Origin of the sequence: Diaphorobacter caeni (genome assembly GCF_015354245.1) — a bacterium.
Classification (GTDB): Bacteria; Pseudomonadota; Gammaproteobacteria; order Burkholderiales; family Burkholderiaceae_C; genus Diaphorobacter_A; species Diaphorobacter_A caeni.
Map to the genome: position 1 here is coordinate 16,584 of NZ_JADKYZ010000011.1, position 14,864 is coordinate 31,447.

General features: G+C 64.1%; 13 protein-coding genes. 1 reads left to right on the forward strand and 12 read right to left on the reverse strand.

From position 1 onward, the window contains the following. Nucleotides 1-5: 5 nt before the first annotated feature. From ISG32_RS23490 to ISG32_RS23505, 4 genes are all read right to left on the reverse strand, one after another. Nucleotides 6-734, reverse strand: a complete 729-nt coding sequence (locus ISG32_RS23490; protein WP_194773449.1) for an amino acid ABC transporter ATP-binding protein — start codon at nt 732-734, stop codon at nt 6-8. 50 nt (nt 735-784) lie between these two features. Next, nucleotides 785-1,540: an amino acid ABC transporter permease gene (locus ISG32_RS23495; protein ID WP_194773450.1), complete on the reverse strand. Its 756-nt coding sequence runs from the start codon at nt 1,538-1,540 to the stop codon at nt 785-787. Between the two features lie 2 nt (nt 1,541-1,542). Continuing rightward, a complete protein-coding gene (locus ISG32_RS23500; protein ID WP_194773451.1) occupies nt 1,543-2,241 on the reverse strand; it encodes an amino acid ABC transporter permease in 699 nt (232 codons plus the stop codon). 307 nt (nt 2,242-2,548) lie between these two features. Next, nucleotides 2,549-3,769 carry a pyridoxal phosphate-dependent aminotransferase gene (locus tag ISG32_RS23505; protein WP_194773452.1) on the reverse strand — a complete coding sequence of 407 codons (1,221 nt, stop codon included), beginning with the start codon at nt 3,767-3,769 and terminating at the stop codon, nt 2,549-2,551. A gap of 147 nt (nt 3,770-3,916) precedes the next feature. On the opposite strand from ISG32_RS23505, the gene ISG32_RS23510 reads away from it, so the two are divergent. Continuing rightward, nucleotides 3,917-4,819, forward strand: coding sequence for a LysR family transcriptional regulator (locus tag ISG32_RS23510; RefSeq protein WP_194773453.1), 903 nt, complete (start codon nt 3,917-3,919; stop codon nt 4,817-4,819). 35 nt (nt 4,820-4,854) lie between these two features. Here the strand turns inward: ISG32_RS23510 and ISG32_RS23515 are convergent, their stop codons facing one another. From ISG32_RS23515 to ISG32_RS23550, 8 genes are all read right to left on the reverse strand, one after another. Continuing rightward, nucleotides 4,855-6,165, reverse strand: a complete 1,311-nt coding sequence (locus tag ISG32_RS23515) for a glycerate kinase type-2 family protein (protein ID WP_228530059.1) — start codon at nt 6,163-6,165, stop codon at nt 4,855-4,857. Between the two features lie 18 nt (nt 6,166-6,183). Continuing rightward, complete coding sequence (locus tag ISG32_RS23520) at nt 6,184-7,140, reverse strand: D-2-hydroxyacid dehydrogenase (protein WP_194773455.1); 957 nt, start codon at nt 7,138-7,140, stop codon at nt 6,184-6,186. Beyond that, entirely contained in the window at nt 7,137-7,811 is a 675-nt protein-coding gene (locus tag ISG32_RS23525; RefSeq protein ID WP_194773456.1) for an RraA family protein, read from the reverse strand. The genes ISG32_RS23520 and ISG32_RS23525 overlap by 4 nt, the downstream gene beginning before the upstream one ends. A gap of 198 nt (nt 7,812-8,009) precedes the next feature. Next, entirely contained in the window at nt 8,010-10,382 is a 2,373-nt protein-coding gene (locus ISG32_RS23530; protein WP_194773457.1) for a DNA polymerase II, read from the reverse strand. Nucleotides 10,383-10,623: 241 nt separating this feature from the next. Continuing rightward, nucleotides 10,624-12,024, reverse strand: coding sequence for an ATP-dependent RNA helicase DbpA (dbpA, locus tag ISG32_RS23535; protein WP_194773458.1), 1,401 nt, complete (start codon nt 12,022-12,024; stop codon nt 10,624-10,626). A 114-nt stretch (nt 12,025-12,138) separates the two neighbouring features. Then, complete coding sequence (locus ISG32_RS23540) at nt 12,139-12,939, reverse strand: amino acid ABC transporter permease (RefSeq protein ID WP_194773459.1); 801 nt, start codon at nt 12,937-12,939, stop codon at nt 12,139-12,141. Further along, nucleotides 12,936-13,598: an amino acid ABC transporter permease gene (locus tag ISG32_RS23545; protein ID WP_194773460.1), complete on the reverse strand. Its 663-nt coding sequence runs from the start codon at nt 13,596-13,598 to the stop codon at nt 12,936-12,938. Before ISG32_RS23545 ends, ISG32_RS23540 begins: the two co-directional genes overlap by 4 nt. Before the next feature lie 12 nt (nt 13,599-13,610). Further along, nucleotides 13,611-14,516 carry a glutamate ABC transporter substrate-binding protein gene (locus ISG32_RS23550; RefSeq protein WP_194773461.1) on the reverse strand — a complete coding sequence of 302 codons (906 nt, stop codon included), beginning with the start codon at nt 14,514-14,516 and terminating at the stop codon, nt 13,611-13,613. Nucleotides 14,517-14,864: the final 348 nt, after the last annotated feature.

Consider the following 14,864-nt stretch of genomic DNA (forward strand, 5'->3'; position numbering starts at 1 on the left):
CGGGATCAGTGCGAGCGCAGATCGTTGAGGAAACGCTGTGCCCGCTCGGACTTGGGGTTGCTGAAGAAGGCCTCCGGCGTATCGGATTCGATGAGCGTTCCGTGGTCCATGAACCAGACGCGGTCGGCCACTTCGCGCGCAAAGTTCATCTCGTGCGTCACGCACATCATGGTCATGCCATCGCGCGCGAGCTGCTTCATCACCTGCAGCACCTCGCCCACCATCTCGGGGTCGAGCGCGCTGGTGGGCTCATCGAACAGAATCGCCGGCGGGTTCATCGCAAGAGCGCGGGCGATCGCCACGCGCTGCTGCTGTCCGCCCGAGAGCTGACCCGGATAGGCCGACGCCTTGTTGGCCAGGCCCACGCGCTCAAGCAGCTGAAGGGCGCGCGCACGGGCGTTCGCACGCTTCTCGCCCAGCGCGGTGACGGGGGCGAGCTCGATGTTTTCCGTGACCGACAGGTGCGGGAACAGGTTGAAGCTCTGGAACACGAAGCCCACGTGGGCGCGGAACTTGTTGATGTCCAGCTTGGGCGAATAGACGTCCTGGCCGTCGAACTCGATGCTGCCCTTCTGGATGGGCTCGAGCCGGTTGACGGTGCGGATCAGCGTGGACTTGCCCGATCCCGACGGACCGCAGACGACGATCACCTCGCCCTTGTTGACGGTCGCGTTGATGTCGTTGAGCGCATGGTATTCGCCATACCACTTGTTGACGCCTTTGAAGGAGATCATGGGCTTTCCACCCTCTACTGCCTTGATCATGGGGATGCTCTTTTCGGGATTCATTGAACATTGACGGGCCGCACTGCAGCCACGGAAGCCTGGGACGCGCCCTGACCGAGCTTTCCCGCGCGGCGCAGCGCGATGCGCTGTTCGAGCCAGCGCGCCAGTTGCGTGAGCAGCGCGCACACCACGAAGTAGATCGCCGCGAGCAGGATGTAGACCTGGAAAGGCATGGTCAGCAGCGTCGCGTTGATCTGGCTGCCGGCGAAGGTCAGCTCGTTCACGCTGATCACATAGCCGAGCGCCGTGTCCTTGATGCTGGAGACGAACTGCGAAATGATCGCCGGCACCATGTTGTAGATGGCCTGCGGCAGCAGCACCTTGAAGGTGGTCTGCATGTAGCTCAGGCCGATGGCGCGCGCGGCCTCGGTCTGGCCGGTGGGCAGGCCCGTCATTCCGGCGCGCACGATTTCCGCGAGGTAGGCCGACTGGTAGACCACCAGCGTCACCAGCATCGTCGTGAAGCCCGCGACGGGACGACCCAGTATCTGCGGCACGATGAAGTAGGTCCAGAAGATGAACATGATGAGCGGCACGCCGCGCACCACGTAGACGATGGCGGTCGCGGGCCAGCTCAGGAATCGCAAGGGACTCAGGCGGCACAGCGCCAGCAGCACGCCCAGCGGGAAAGCCAGCACGATGCCGAAGATCGACAGCAGCAGCGTCACCGCCAGCCCGCCGAGCGGACCGTTCGGATACTGGCCGACCAGCAGCAGCATCCAGTTGTCGCGAATGATGTGGAGGATGTCGGTCATGGTCAGCGGGTCTTGATCTTGGTACGGTGTTCAATCAGCGCGCCAGCCCACATGAGCAGCAGCGACAGCGCCAGATAGATGACGGTCGACGCGAGATACACCTCGAAGGTCTTGAAGGTCTGGCTTTCCACTTCTTTGGTCACGTAGGTCAGCTCGGCCACGCCCACGGTCATGGCAAGGCTGGTGTTCTTGAACAGCAGCACGGTGTGGTTGATCAGCGGCGGCAGCGCGATGCGCATCGCCTGCGGCATGATCACGAGTCGGCTCGCCTGCAGATACGACAGTCCGAGCGCGCGCGAGGCCTCGAGCTGCGAGGCGGGAATCGAGCGGATGCCGCCGCGCAGGTCCTCCGACATGTAGGCGCCCAGGCACAGGCCGATGCCGATGAACGCGAAGATGAACTCGCTGTTGTGCGCGTTGATCCATTGCTGTGCGCCCTCGGGCAGCAGCGCGGCCACGCCGAAGTACCAGAGAAAGATGTGCACCAGAAGCGGAACGTTCTGGTGATATTCCACATAGGCCGTAGCCACCCACACGCTGAGCTTGTTGGTGCTCATGCGCATCACCGCGATGATGATGGCCATCGTCATGGCGAGCGCGAAGGCGATGGCCGCGAGCTCCAGCGTGTTGATCAAGCCCTTCCCCACCTGCGCCAGAAACTCGGGCTTGGCGAAGAGCGAAAAATCCAGTTGAATGCTCATGCCACGGCCCTCTCGCGTGCGTGGCTTGCGGCGCGCGCGGGAGCTTCACTGAGCGGTGTCCTGACCGCCGCCGGCGAACGAATAGTGATGGGATCTTCTCTCATGCTTTGAATGTCATCTCATGCCTTGATGTGCGCAACCGCACGCGCTGCGCTGGATGCCGAACGATGTCCACGCATCCGTCTCGCCGTGACCTGCGGATGGCCGGCGCAGACGCGGGCCATCCGCTCGGGGGATATGCCGCGAATTTCGCCGCCGCCGCACCGATGTGAAGCAGTGTGTGGCTTGCGTCGCGACATGCCTATTTTCATGCACTTTTCATGCCAGAGACTGCAGTACAACCCGCAACGGCGCTGGCGATGGCCGCGAATCCAGCCTCGATTTCCTCCATCGACGTGGCGAACGACATGCGCAGAAATCCGGGGCATCCGTAAGACGTTCCATCGATCACGGCGACACCCGCCTCTTCGATGAAAAAGTTCATCACGTCCACATCGCTCTGCAGCGACTTGCCCATGGCGGTCTGCAGGCCCAGCAGCTGCTGCACGTTCACGAAGACGTAGAACGCACCGTCGGGCCGCACGCAGCTCAGACCGGGAATCCGCGCGATCAGTTCCATCACGCGATCACGGCGCGATTCAAACAGGCGGGCCGCTTCGCTCACGCACTGCTGCGGTCCGTCGAGCGCCACCACCGCGGCGGCCTGGCTCATCGCGCTCGCACAGGTGGTGCTTTGGGTGAGCAGAAGATTGATGCGCTTGACCAGTTCCACGGGACCCGCGCCGTAGCCGATGCGCCAGCCGGTGAAGGCATAGGCCTTGGAGAGCCCATTGACCAGCAGCGTGCGCTCGCGCAGATCCGGCGCGATCTGCAGCGGCGACACGTGCTTGACGCCGTTGTAGACGAAGTGCTCGTAGATCTCGTCGGTCATCAGCCAGACCTGCGGATGGGCGCGCAGCACATTGCAGATGGCCTCGAGCTCGTCGCGCGTGTAGACCGCCCCGGACGGGTTGTTCGGCGTGTTCAGAATCAGCCAGCGGGTGCGCGGCGTGATGGCGGCGGCGAGTGCATCGGGCGCGAGCTTGAAGCCGCTTTCCTCGCTGCAGGCCACGATCACGGGCTTGGCCGCCTGCAGCGCGACCATGTCGGGATAGGACACCCAGAACGGTGCGGGCACGATGACCTCGTCCCCTTCGTTGAGCGACGCGGCGAATGCGTTGTAGATGATGTGCTTGGCGCCGCAGCCCACGACGATCTCGTCGGTGCGAAAGCCCAGTTGGTTCTCGCGCTCGAGCTTGCGGGCGATCGCTGCGCGCAGCGCGGGCGTTCCGGCCGACGCGGTGTAGCGCGTCTGTCCGCTCTTGAGCGCGTCGATGCCGCCTTCGATGATGTGCGGAGCCGTGTCGAAATCGGGCTCTCCGATCGTGAAGTCGATCACCTTGCGGCCCTGGGCGCGCAGGGCGTCCACCTTGGCCTTGGCTGCCATGCTGGGCGAAGGTTTGACGGAGGCAAGACGTTCAGAAAACAAGATGCTGTCCTTTACATGAAGAATGTGACCAGGGGATAAGCGCTTGGTGGAATTCTTGATGCACGAAGCAATAAAAAAAAGCGATATTTAAGAATAAAATTGCATCACATTTTTCGATCACATAAGAGATTTCCCGAAGGCCGCGCCATGATGACTTTCAAGCAACTCGAAGCGATCTACTGGGTCACGCAGCTCGGTGGCTTCTCGCAGGCGGCGGACAAGCTGCACACCACGCAGTCCGCCATATCCAAGCGGGTGCAGGAGCTGGAGACGCTGTTCAATCTGCCCCTCTTCGACCGCACGCAGCGCACCTCGCGCCTCACCGAAAAAGGAGAGGAGATGTACATGGTGGCCAAGAAGCTGCTGGAGCAGCGCGACGCGGCCGTGAACCAGTTCACCTCGTCGCAGGAAGTGGTGCGCCGTCTGCGCATCGGCGTGACCGAGCTCACAGCGATGACCTGGCTGCCGCGCCTCGTCAATCTGGTGCAGATGCACCATCCGCGCGTGGTGCTCGAGCCCGATGTGGACATGAGCATGATGCTGCGCGACAAGCTGCTCGCCAACGAGGTGGATGTGATCTTCGTGCCGGACTCGTGCAAGGACGAGCGCTTCACCACGCGGCGCCTGGGCGTGGTCGAGAACGCGTGGATGTGCAAGCCGGGCACCTTCGACGGCATGAAGATCAAGCGCCTGCACGACCTGTCGTCACACACCTTTCTCACGCAGGGCGACAAGTCGGGCACGGGCGTGCTCTACAACCAGTGGCTGGGGTCGGTCAACATGCACCCGACCAGCACCATCGTCTGCAACAGCCTGCTGGCCATCATCGGCATGACGGTCTCGGGCCTGGGCTTCAGCTATCTGCCGCGGCAATGCGTGGAGCCGCTGGTGCAATCGAAGTTTCTCGAGGTCCTCAAGATCAGCCCCGCTCTGCCCAAGACCAACTATGTCGCCGCCTACAAGAGCGATCAGCGCAGCACGCTGATCTCCTCCATCGTGCTGCTCGCGCAGGAAAGCTGCGACTTCTCGCGCGCGCTTCAGACGACCTGAGATCGTCAACACGCTCAGAGAAATCCCAGCTCCCCTCAAAGAATCAGGATTGCGCGGAAGTCGTTGACGTTGGTGTTCGTCGGCCCGGTGATGAACAGGTCGCCGATGGCATCGAAGAAGCCGTAGGAGTCGTTGCGATCCATGCAGTCCGCGATGCGCATGCCTTGCGCCGCGGCGCGCTGCAGGGTGTCGGGCGTGACGAATGCACCGGCGTTGTCCTCCACACCGTCGATGCCATCCGTATCTGCGGCGAGCGCCCATACGCCGGCCTGCCCCTTGAGCGCGAGGCCAAGTCCCATGCAGAACTCGCCAGCCCGCCCTCCCCGCCCGCCGGGCGAGCCAGGGGCTCGCTCACGCACGGTGACCGTGGTTTCGCCCCCCGAGAGCACCACGCAGGGTCTTGCGAAGGGCTCTCCCCGCAGAGCGATCGAGCGCGCGAGCGCCGCATGCACCTTGCCGACTTCGCGCGATTCACCCTCCATCTCGTCGCTGAGAATGTGCACGCTGACGCCCGCCTCCCGCGCCACCTGTGCGGCCGCTTCCAGTGATTGCCGGGGCGTCGCGATCAGGTGATGGACGTGAGCAGCGAACACCGAGTCGCCGGGCTTGGGCGTCTCGAGATCCCCGCGCTCCAGACTTGCGCGCACGGCCAGCGGCACCTCGATGCGGTAGCGGTCGAGAACCGCCAGAGCCTGCGCGCAGGTGCTGGCATCCGCCACCGTCGGGCCACTGGCGATCACGGACAGGTCGTCGCCAGGCACATCGCTGATCGCCAGCGTCAGCAGCTTCGCCGCTCCGCAAGCCGCCGCAAGACGGCCGCCCTTGATGCGCGAGAGATGCTTGCGCACGCAGTTCATCTCCGAGATGTCCGCACCCGAGGCCAGCAATTGCCGATTGATGCGCTGCTTGTCCGCCAGCGTCAGTCCCTCGGCGGGCAGGGTCAGGAGCGACGAGCCACCGCCGGAGATCAGGCAGATGACCAGATCGTCCGCGCAGAGGCCCCGCAGCGTTTGCAGCATGCGCCCGGCCGCCGCGTGACCTGCGGCATCCGGCACCGGGTGCGCGGCTTCCACGATCTCCACGCGCGCACGCAGCCCTTCGGGACGCGGCGGCACATGGCCGTAGCGCGTGACCACCAGCCCCGAGAGCGGCGCGTCCTCCGGCCACAGGGCCTCGAGTGCATGCACCATCGACGCACCGGCCTTGCCCGCGCCCACCACCACCGTGCGGCCCTTGGGCGGCGAAGGCAGGGAGCCCGCCAGATTCGCGAGCGGCAGCGCGCGCAGCACGGCCGCTTGATAAAGGTGTGCCAGAAAGGCACGCGGGTCCGTTGTAGTCAGCGGCATGTCCATCGGGCGCAGGCGTCAGGCGCCCATGACGTTGCGCGGTTCGCCGCGCACGAAGGCTTCGATGTTGTCGACCAGCTGATCGGCCAGCGTCTGTATCGCCTCTTCGCTCGCCCAGGCCACATGCGGCGTGAGAATGAAGTTGGGACGTGACGCGAGCAGCATGAGGGGATGGTCCATGGGTGGTGGCTCCACCGACACCACGTCGAACGCAGCGCCGCTGATCTGTCCGGCATCGAGCGCCGCGCCGATGGCCGACTCGTCCACCAGACCACCGCGCGCGGTGTTGATCAGCAGCGGCTTTTTCTTCATCAGCGCGAATTCCGGAGCGCCGATCATGTTGCGCGTCGCGGGCATGAGCGGGCAGTGCAGCGTGAGCACGTCGGATTCGGCCAGCGTCTGCTCGAACGGCGTGTAGAGCGAGCCCTGCCCGGTCACGCCCTTGAAGCCCGCGAACAGCACGCGCATGCCGAGTGCCCGACCCATCGCCGCCGTGGCCTGTCCGAGCACGCCATCGCCGATCACCCCCAGCGTGGAGCCCGCGAGATCGCGGATGGGATGGTCGAAAAAGCAGAACTGATCGGCCTCGATCCAACGCCCTGCCTTGACCGCGTCGCGATACGCGCAGATGCTGCGGCGCAGGGCGAAGATCAGCGCGAATGTGTGTTCCGGAACGGTGTTCACCGCATAGTTGCGGATATTGCTCACCACGATCCCGCGCTCACGGCAGGCGGCTATGTCCACGTTGTCCGTGCCGGTGGCGGCCACGGCCACCATCTTCAGGTTCGGCGCGGCTTCGATGGCCGCACGGTCCATGCGCACCTTGTTCACGATGACGATGTCCGCATCCGCCATCCGCGCGGCGACCTCGGCGGGGCCGGTGCGGTCGTACACGGCCAGCTCGTGCGCGAACGCCGGCTCGCGCAGCACCGTCTGCGGGCACAGCGTGGCGCGGTCGAGAAAGCGGATCTTCATGCCGGAACCTCGACGCCCAGTCGCTTGAGCGCGGCGTCGATCCACTGGGTGTCCAGAGTGCCCGCCTCGATCTCGCGAATCGTCACCTGCTCCGCCTCCTGCTTGCCGCGCGTGGCCGCCAGCAGCGCCTCGGCCTCGTCGATGGGCACGCACAGCAGGCCGTCGGCATCGCCCAGAATCAGATCGCCGGGGTTGATGACCATGCCGTTCAGCGCGATCGGCACGTTGATGGAGCCCGGTCCGTCCTTGTACGGACCGCGGTGCGTCACCCCAGCCGCATAGACCGGGAACGTGCCCGCGCCGATCGCGTCCACGTCACGGATCGCGCCATTCATCACGAAGCCCGCGATCCCGTTCTTGATGGCGGTGGCCACCATCAGTTCGCCGATCAGCGCGTTGGTCACGTCGCCGCCCGCATCCACCACGATCACATCGCCCGGCTTCGCCATGTGCAGCGCCTTGTGGATCATGAGGTTGTCGCCGGGCCGGGCCTTCACGGTGAACGCCGGTCCCGCCAGCACGCCCTTGGAGTGATACGGCCGCAGGCTGGCCCCTCCCGCGGTCATCCGCGACATGCAGTCGCTCACATTCGCCACCGGCAACACGCGAAACGCTTCGACGATCTGTGGGTCCACCCGGCGGGTGAGTGTGCAAATTTGAAATCCGTTCATTTCCATTGACTTTCGTTTCGGTTCTGACGCCCGTGCGAAATGGGGGCGAGAAGTCATGCCGACCTTGGAGCGGAGATCCACTGTGCAGGTCGGCAACAAAAGTGTAGGAAAGGGGAATGGAGAAAAAAAGCGAATTTAATTTCTGTTTTTATATCGCTTTTTGTTATGTTTAATTACCCGACACTGGGCGAACATCCGTCAAAACAGCTCCCCTTGAGCGGAAGTCAGGCTGACGAAATCCTCGCCCAGCGGCACGAGGATCGAGTCCGCGATCGGCTGGATCTGCTTGCTCAGATAGTGTTCGTAGTCGATGCGTGCGCGGCGCACTTCCAGGGGCTCCGGACCATTGCGGGTCATGACGTACTGGATCCAGCCGCCATTCTGGTATTGGGCGGGCCGCTGAAGGCGTGCGTTGTATTCGTCGGCGATGCGGGCGGCGCGGACCTGCGGCGGGACGTTCGCTACATAGGCATCGAGGCGGTGACGCAGGCGCTTGCGGTAGATGAGCAGATCGTCCATGTGCCCCGCGAGCGTGGCGCGCGCGTACTCGATCACGAACTCCCGATAGGGTGCGCCCTGAAAGACGCGCGAGAGCAGGCCCTCCTGGAACTGGCGCGCGAGCGGCGTCCAGTCGCTGCGCGCCATCTCCAGTCCGCGGTAGACCATGGCCTCGTTGCCGACGGCGTCGACGCTCAGGCCCGCGTAACGCTTTTTGCTGCCCACGTCCGATCCCCGAATCGTGGGCATGAAGAATTTCCTGTAGTGCGTATCGAACTCGATTTCGAGAAAGCTCGTCAGGTCCTGCTCTTCCTGCAGCGTGCGCGTCCACCAGGCGTTGATGTCCGTGGCCAGCTCGGCGGCCACCGCGTGGGCCGCTTCGTTGGTGTGGGTGCGCTTGAGCCAGATGAAGATGGAATCCGTGTCGCCGTAGATGACCTCGTAGCCGCGCTTTTCGACCAGATCCCGGGTGACCTTCACCATCTCGTGGCCACGCAGGGTGATCGCCGAGATCAGATCGGGGTTGAAGAAACGGCACTCCGACGCGCCCAGAACCCCGGCGAACGAATTCATCACGAGCTTGAGGGCCTGCGACAGCGGTTCGTTCTTCACGCGTTTGGCCTCGTCCCGCGCGCGCCACAGCGTGGTCACGATTTCCGGCAGACAATGCTTCTCGCGCGAGAACAGCGTGTCCCTTGGGCCCTTGATGAGGCTCTCCATCTGGTCCACATGCTGCCCCTCGGCCAGACCGACCGGGTCCACGAGGAAAGTGCGGATGATCGAGGGATACAGACTCTTGTAGTCGAGCACCACCACGGAGTCGTAGAAGCCGGGCCTGGAGTCCATCACATAGCCACCGGGCGAGGACTTGCCCTGCACGTCGCCCACGCTCGGGGCCACGTAGCCGAGCCGATGCATGCGCGGCAGATAGTGGTGGCTGAACGCGGCGATGGAGCCGCCGAAGTGGTCGATCTGCAGACCCGTGGCATGGGCGCGCTCCATCGCGAACTGCAGGAGCTTCGCCTTCTCGAAGATGCGCAGCACGAGCTCGCAGTCGCGGATGTTGTAGACGGCGAGCGCCGGTTTGTCCTCCTGGAAGCGGCGCTCGATCTCCGCCATCTTGTCGTATTCGTCACCGATGGCCTTGCCTTCGCCCAGCAGCTCCTGTGCCACGTTCTCGAGGCTGAACGAAGGGAAACTCCAGACCGCCGCTCTCAGGGCCTCGATGCCGTCGATGACCGCCCTGCCCGGCATGGGCGCGAAAAGATAGCCTTGCTTGCCCGGATGCGTGCGCCAGGCGATGGGCCGACGCTCGCGGCCAAGGAGCAGCGGCGTCGCGCATTCGTCGGCCGCTTTCTGCAGCACGCGCAGATCGAACTGAATGACGTTCCATCCGATGATGACGTCGGGATCATTGCGGGCAAACCAGTCGTTGAGGCTGTCGATCAGGTCCTTGCGGGTTGGGCAGTAGACCAACGAGAATCCGGCCGGCTGCGTCGATTCCGCAGAAGGCTCGCCGAGCATGAACACCACCCGCTCGGGCAGGCCATCCAGCGCGATGGAATACAGGTCCTGATGCTGGCTGGTCTCGATGTCCAGCGACACAACTTTGAGCTGGGGGCGGAAATCGGGCGCTGGCAGCAGCCGGCAATCCACCAGCGTGGCGTTGTCGACCCGCCCGCCCTCCCAGCGCACGCCCGCCGTGATGAAACGCTCCATCAGATGGCGCTCATGCGGACGGACGTCGGATTCGAGCAGCGATATGCCCAGCGGCTGCAGCGCGCGCGCAAGCCGCCCGAGCTGGCGGAAACGCCTGGAATAGACGCCCAGAACCGGCGCCTGCTGAAAGGTCTTGAGCTCCAGCTCCCGCAACTCCACGTCAGGCACGCCGCCCAGCTGCGCCCGCACCGCCGCTTCGTGGCGGGCCTCGACGAAGGCGACCGATGTCTGGGCCGTCAGCAGCACCTTCACGGGGCCGGTCTCCGTCGCCAGCCAGTATTCGATTTCGGCGCCCGCTGGCGTGTCACGCCAATGGCGGGTCAGGAGAAAGCCTTGGCGGTTGGAGGGCAGCACGAACGTTGAAACAGCGCGGATGTATGACGAAGGGGATGGCTATTGTCGGTCATGCGGACGCAGTTGCGGTGCATCCGGGCCCACCAAACGCCCACGCCAATCCTCACCGGAGTTGCTTTGCTGAAGTCCTTGTGCCCTTCTAAATTGCAAGGTCAGCTCAAGATATGTAATCCGAATTTATTGCATTCTCGAAGTGCCCGCCAACCAATGTGAGAACGGTGGAATGGCACTTGCCCTGGGCTCAGTCCTTGAGCAGCCGCGCCTTCACTGTGCGGCCCTTGATCCGCCCGCTGTTGAGTCCGGCGACCACGTCGTGCGCGATCTTGCGGTCCACCGCCACGTAGGTGGCGAACTCATTGATGTCGATCTTGCCCACCTGCTCGCGGGTGTAGCCGAGGTCTGCGGTGAGCGCGCCGAGCACGTCGCCCGGGCGGATCTTGTCCTTGCGGCTGGCGTTGATGTGGATGGTCGCCTTCGACGGCAGAAGGCGCCCGCCTGACGCCGGTGTCAACTCATCGAGCGGGTACCAGACCGAGGCGCTGCCCTGCAGCTGCTCGATGCGACCGACCGACCCCATTTCGTCGAGCGTCGACAGGTTGAGCGCCAGCCCCTTCTGCCCGGCGCGGCCCGTGCGGCCGATGCGGTGCACATGCACTTCGGGGTCGGGCGTCACGTCCACGTTGATGACGGCGGCCAGATTGGTGACATCCAGCCCGCGGGCCGCCACGTCGGTGGCGACCAGCACGGAGCAGCTGCCGTTCACGAAGCGCACCAGCACCTGATCGCGATCGCGCTGCTCCAGATCGCCGTGCAGCTCCAGCGCGCTGTAGCCCTGCGCCTGCAGCAGCTCCGCAAGCGCCCGGCAGCGCGCCTTGGTATTGCAGAAGGCCAGCGTGCTCTCCGGCCGAAAATGCTCCAGCAGACGCGCCACCGAGGGCAGCCGCTGGTCCGCTTCCACCTCGTACCAACGCTGCTCGATCTGCTCGCCGCTGTGCTGCGCGGCCACTTTGACGGTCACCGGATCGCGCATGAACCGCGCCGCCAGATTGGCGATGCCTTCCGGATAGGTTGCCGAGAACAGCAGGGTCTGCCGCTGGGCGGGACACTGCTTGGCGACTTTGGCGATGTCATCGACGAAACCCATGTCGAGCATGCGGTCCGCCTCGTCCAGCACCAGCGTGGACAGCGCATCGAGGCGCATGTTGCCCCGCTCCAGATGGTCGATGACGCGGCCGGGCGTGCCGACGACCACGTGCGCCCCATTCTCCAGACTGGCGGTTTGCCCGCGCAGCGGAACGCCACCCGACAGGGTCACCACCTTGACGTTGTCTTCCGCGCGCGCCAGACGACGAATCTCGGTCGTCACCTGATCGGCCAGCTCGCGGGTGGGGCACAGCACCAGCCCCTGGACCGAGAACACACGCACGTCGAGCTTGGCCAGCAGCGCCAGCGCAAAGGCGGCGGTCTTGCCACTGCCCGTCTTCGCCTGCGCGATCACGTCCCTGCCCTGCAGCGCAGGGGGCAGGCTGGCGGCCTGAATGGCCGTCATTTCAAGATAGCCGAGCCGCTGAAGATTGGTGAGCGCCGCAGGCGAAAGCGCAAGCTGGTCGAAGGAAAGAGGGGAAGCCGGAGAAAGAGTCATGCCGGCATCTTACGCAGGGATTCCCGCCAAGGAGGAACGACGCGATAAAGTCAAGCGGCCCGCCATGGCTTGTTCATCCCTGCGCCTCGAGTGAACAAGCCATTGAGCCAACGTTCAATGCATCGGCCGCCCGAGCCGTTGGCTCGCTCTGGAAATCGCGTAATTCACGAGGCAATAAAGCGCTGCCACGACGAGGTACACCGGCACCAGCGAGCTGTAGTTGGCGATGAGCACCTTGGCGTTCTGCATGAGTTCGCCGTAGGTGACGACGTAGCCGAACGTGGTGTCCTTGACCACGATGACCAGTTGCGCGACCAGCGCCGGGACGATGTAGCGCAGCGCCTGAGGAGAGACGATGCTGAAAAACACCTGGGCTTCGGTCATGCCCAGGCTTCGCGCGGCATCGGTCTGACCGCGCGGGACGGCGAGCACGCCCGCCCGGTAAACCTCCGCCACCACGGCGGCGGTGCTGAGGCCGATGGGCAGGGTCAGCATCCAGTAGGTGCTCAGCTTGATGCCAAGCGACGGAAGCACCAGAAAACACAAATAGATCAGCAGCAGCGTCGGCGTGCCGCGCAGGAACTCGATGACCGCGACGCTCGGCCAGCGCACGAAGCGCGACCGCGCCAGACGCCCCGTCATCAGGACCAGCCCGAGAGTCAGCGCAATCACTGCAGCCATCGCCGCCGATGCCATCGTGCCAAGCAGCCCTTTGCCGAGAAACGCCCAAGTCGTCGGCCAGACGAAGAACTCCCAGAGCCGGAGCTCAAGCTGCCCCGCCGAGTGAAACTGATAAACGATGCCCGCTGCCAGCAGGACCAACGCCGCCGCCGCGAGCACGCTCACCGCCCGCGTCACGGTCTGCACGCGAGGGCTCGGAGCGCCGAACAGAATGTCTTCCAAGGGACGGCTCATCGCAGTATCCGCACCTTCTTTTCCAGCATGGAACCCGCCCAGGCGATGAGCAAGCCCGTCGCCACATACATCGCGGCGGCCACCGCAAATGCGGCCATGCCCGCAGCGGAATCGTTGGCGATCTTGGAGACGAGTGCGGTGAGTTCCCTGCCCGGCATCGGAACCTGAGACGCCAATGAGGTCGACAGCATCAGCGCAATGAGCAGCGAGGTCATCGGCTGCACCACCGCGCGAAGCGCCTGCGGCAGAACCACGGCCGTGATGACGCGCATCGGGCTCATGCCCAGACTGAGCGCCGCCTCCGCCTGACCGCCGGAGACCGTGTTGATGCCCGTGCGCAGGTAGTCCGCAGTGAACGCGGAGCACACCAAGGTCAACGTCAGGATCACGCTGGGTTCATAGTCGATCAGCACATTGAGATCGGGCAGCGCAAACACGATGAAGATCAGCAGCGCCACGCTGGGAATGTTCCGGAAGATCTCGACGTAGACCGTCAGGGCCCAGCGCAACGGCCGCACCGGAAGCAGCCGGAGCACCGTCACCACCGTGCCCAGCGCGAAACCGGCCACGAACGACACGGCCGTGAGCTTCCACGTCAACAAAAGGGCCTGCCAGAAAGCAGGCCCGTAGTCGGCCAGGAGTCGAGCGACACTGCCCATAAATGAGTGGCGTTACGGCAGAGCGGGCGGCGTCGGGGCGGCGGTGCTGCCGGTACGCTGTCCGATGGACGTGGTCCAGAGTTTGGTCCAGGTGCCATCGGCTTGAATCTTCTTCAAAAACGCGTTGATGAAGGCCACGCCATCCGAGCCCTTGGGCAGGCCGATGCCGTAGGGATCCTGCGCACCAAAGGGCGCACCCGCCAGCTTCGCGTCACCAGTGCCGAGGCTCAGTGCGTTGAGCAGCAGCGTGTAGTCGGTCACATAGGCGTTCACGCGGCCTTGGCGCAGTGCGTCCATGGCTTCCTGATGGGTCTGGAACTCCTGCACGGTCGCCTTGGGTGCGAATTCCGCAAGAATCGCCGGCCCTGTGGAGCCCGCCTGCGTCGCAGTCCGCTTGCCTGCCAGATCGTTGTATGACTGGATCGCGTTGTTGTTCGACTTGACCAGCACCCCCGCCTGAGAGGTGTAGTAAGGGCCCGCGAAGGAGATCTTCTCTTGCCGCGCGGGAGTGATGGAATAAGTGGCGATCACCATGTCCACCTGATCGTTGATCAGCACCTGCTCACGCGTGGACGAGTTCACCTGCGTGAACTTGTACTTGGTTGCATCGCCCAGAATGTAGCGAGTGAGCAGTTGCGCCAGACCCGCATCGAAGCCGCGGATCTTGCCGTCCTTTTCGTTGAGCAGCGAGAACAGATTCGACGTTTGCGTGCTGCCCATGCGCAGCGTGCCCGCCTGCTTGATCTTGCTGGCCCAGGTGCTCGACGCAATGGTCGCCGCATCGGCGACCGGCCCCTTGGCGACCAGCGCGTCAAACTCCGCCGCATTGATGGGCGTGCCCTGTTGCGCGAAAACCGATCCCCCACTCAGGACCGACAGTGCCACCACGGTGGATTTCAGGATGGATTGGATCGACATGCATGCCTCTTGGGGTGGTGTGTGACTCAAACGAATATATAGCAGTTCATATAGCCGGTTTGGAATATGCATACTGTTGGCCTGCGCCGACAACTGGAGTGGACTGGCTACGCACAATCAGCTTTTGCGTGCGTGGGCCTCCTTGGGTTGAAGGACTGAAGTCTGGGATCAACGGCTGACGCTTCTGCCACCGCTCTATGCCAACGCGACGACGGGCCATGAAGGCGCGAATGGCAACGCCAAACCAGCGGTGGTTCGAGGTCACATCAGCCGAACTTAGAGCGTGTTTACGATCTCATCGCGAGGCTTGCAGGATGCGGATCCGGATGGGCTGCAAGGCGCAAACCG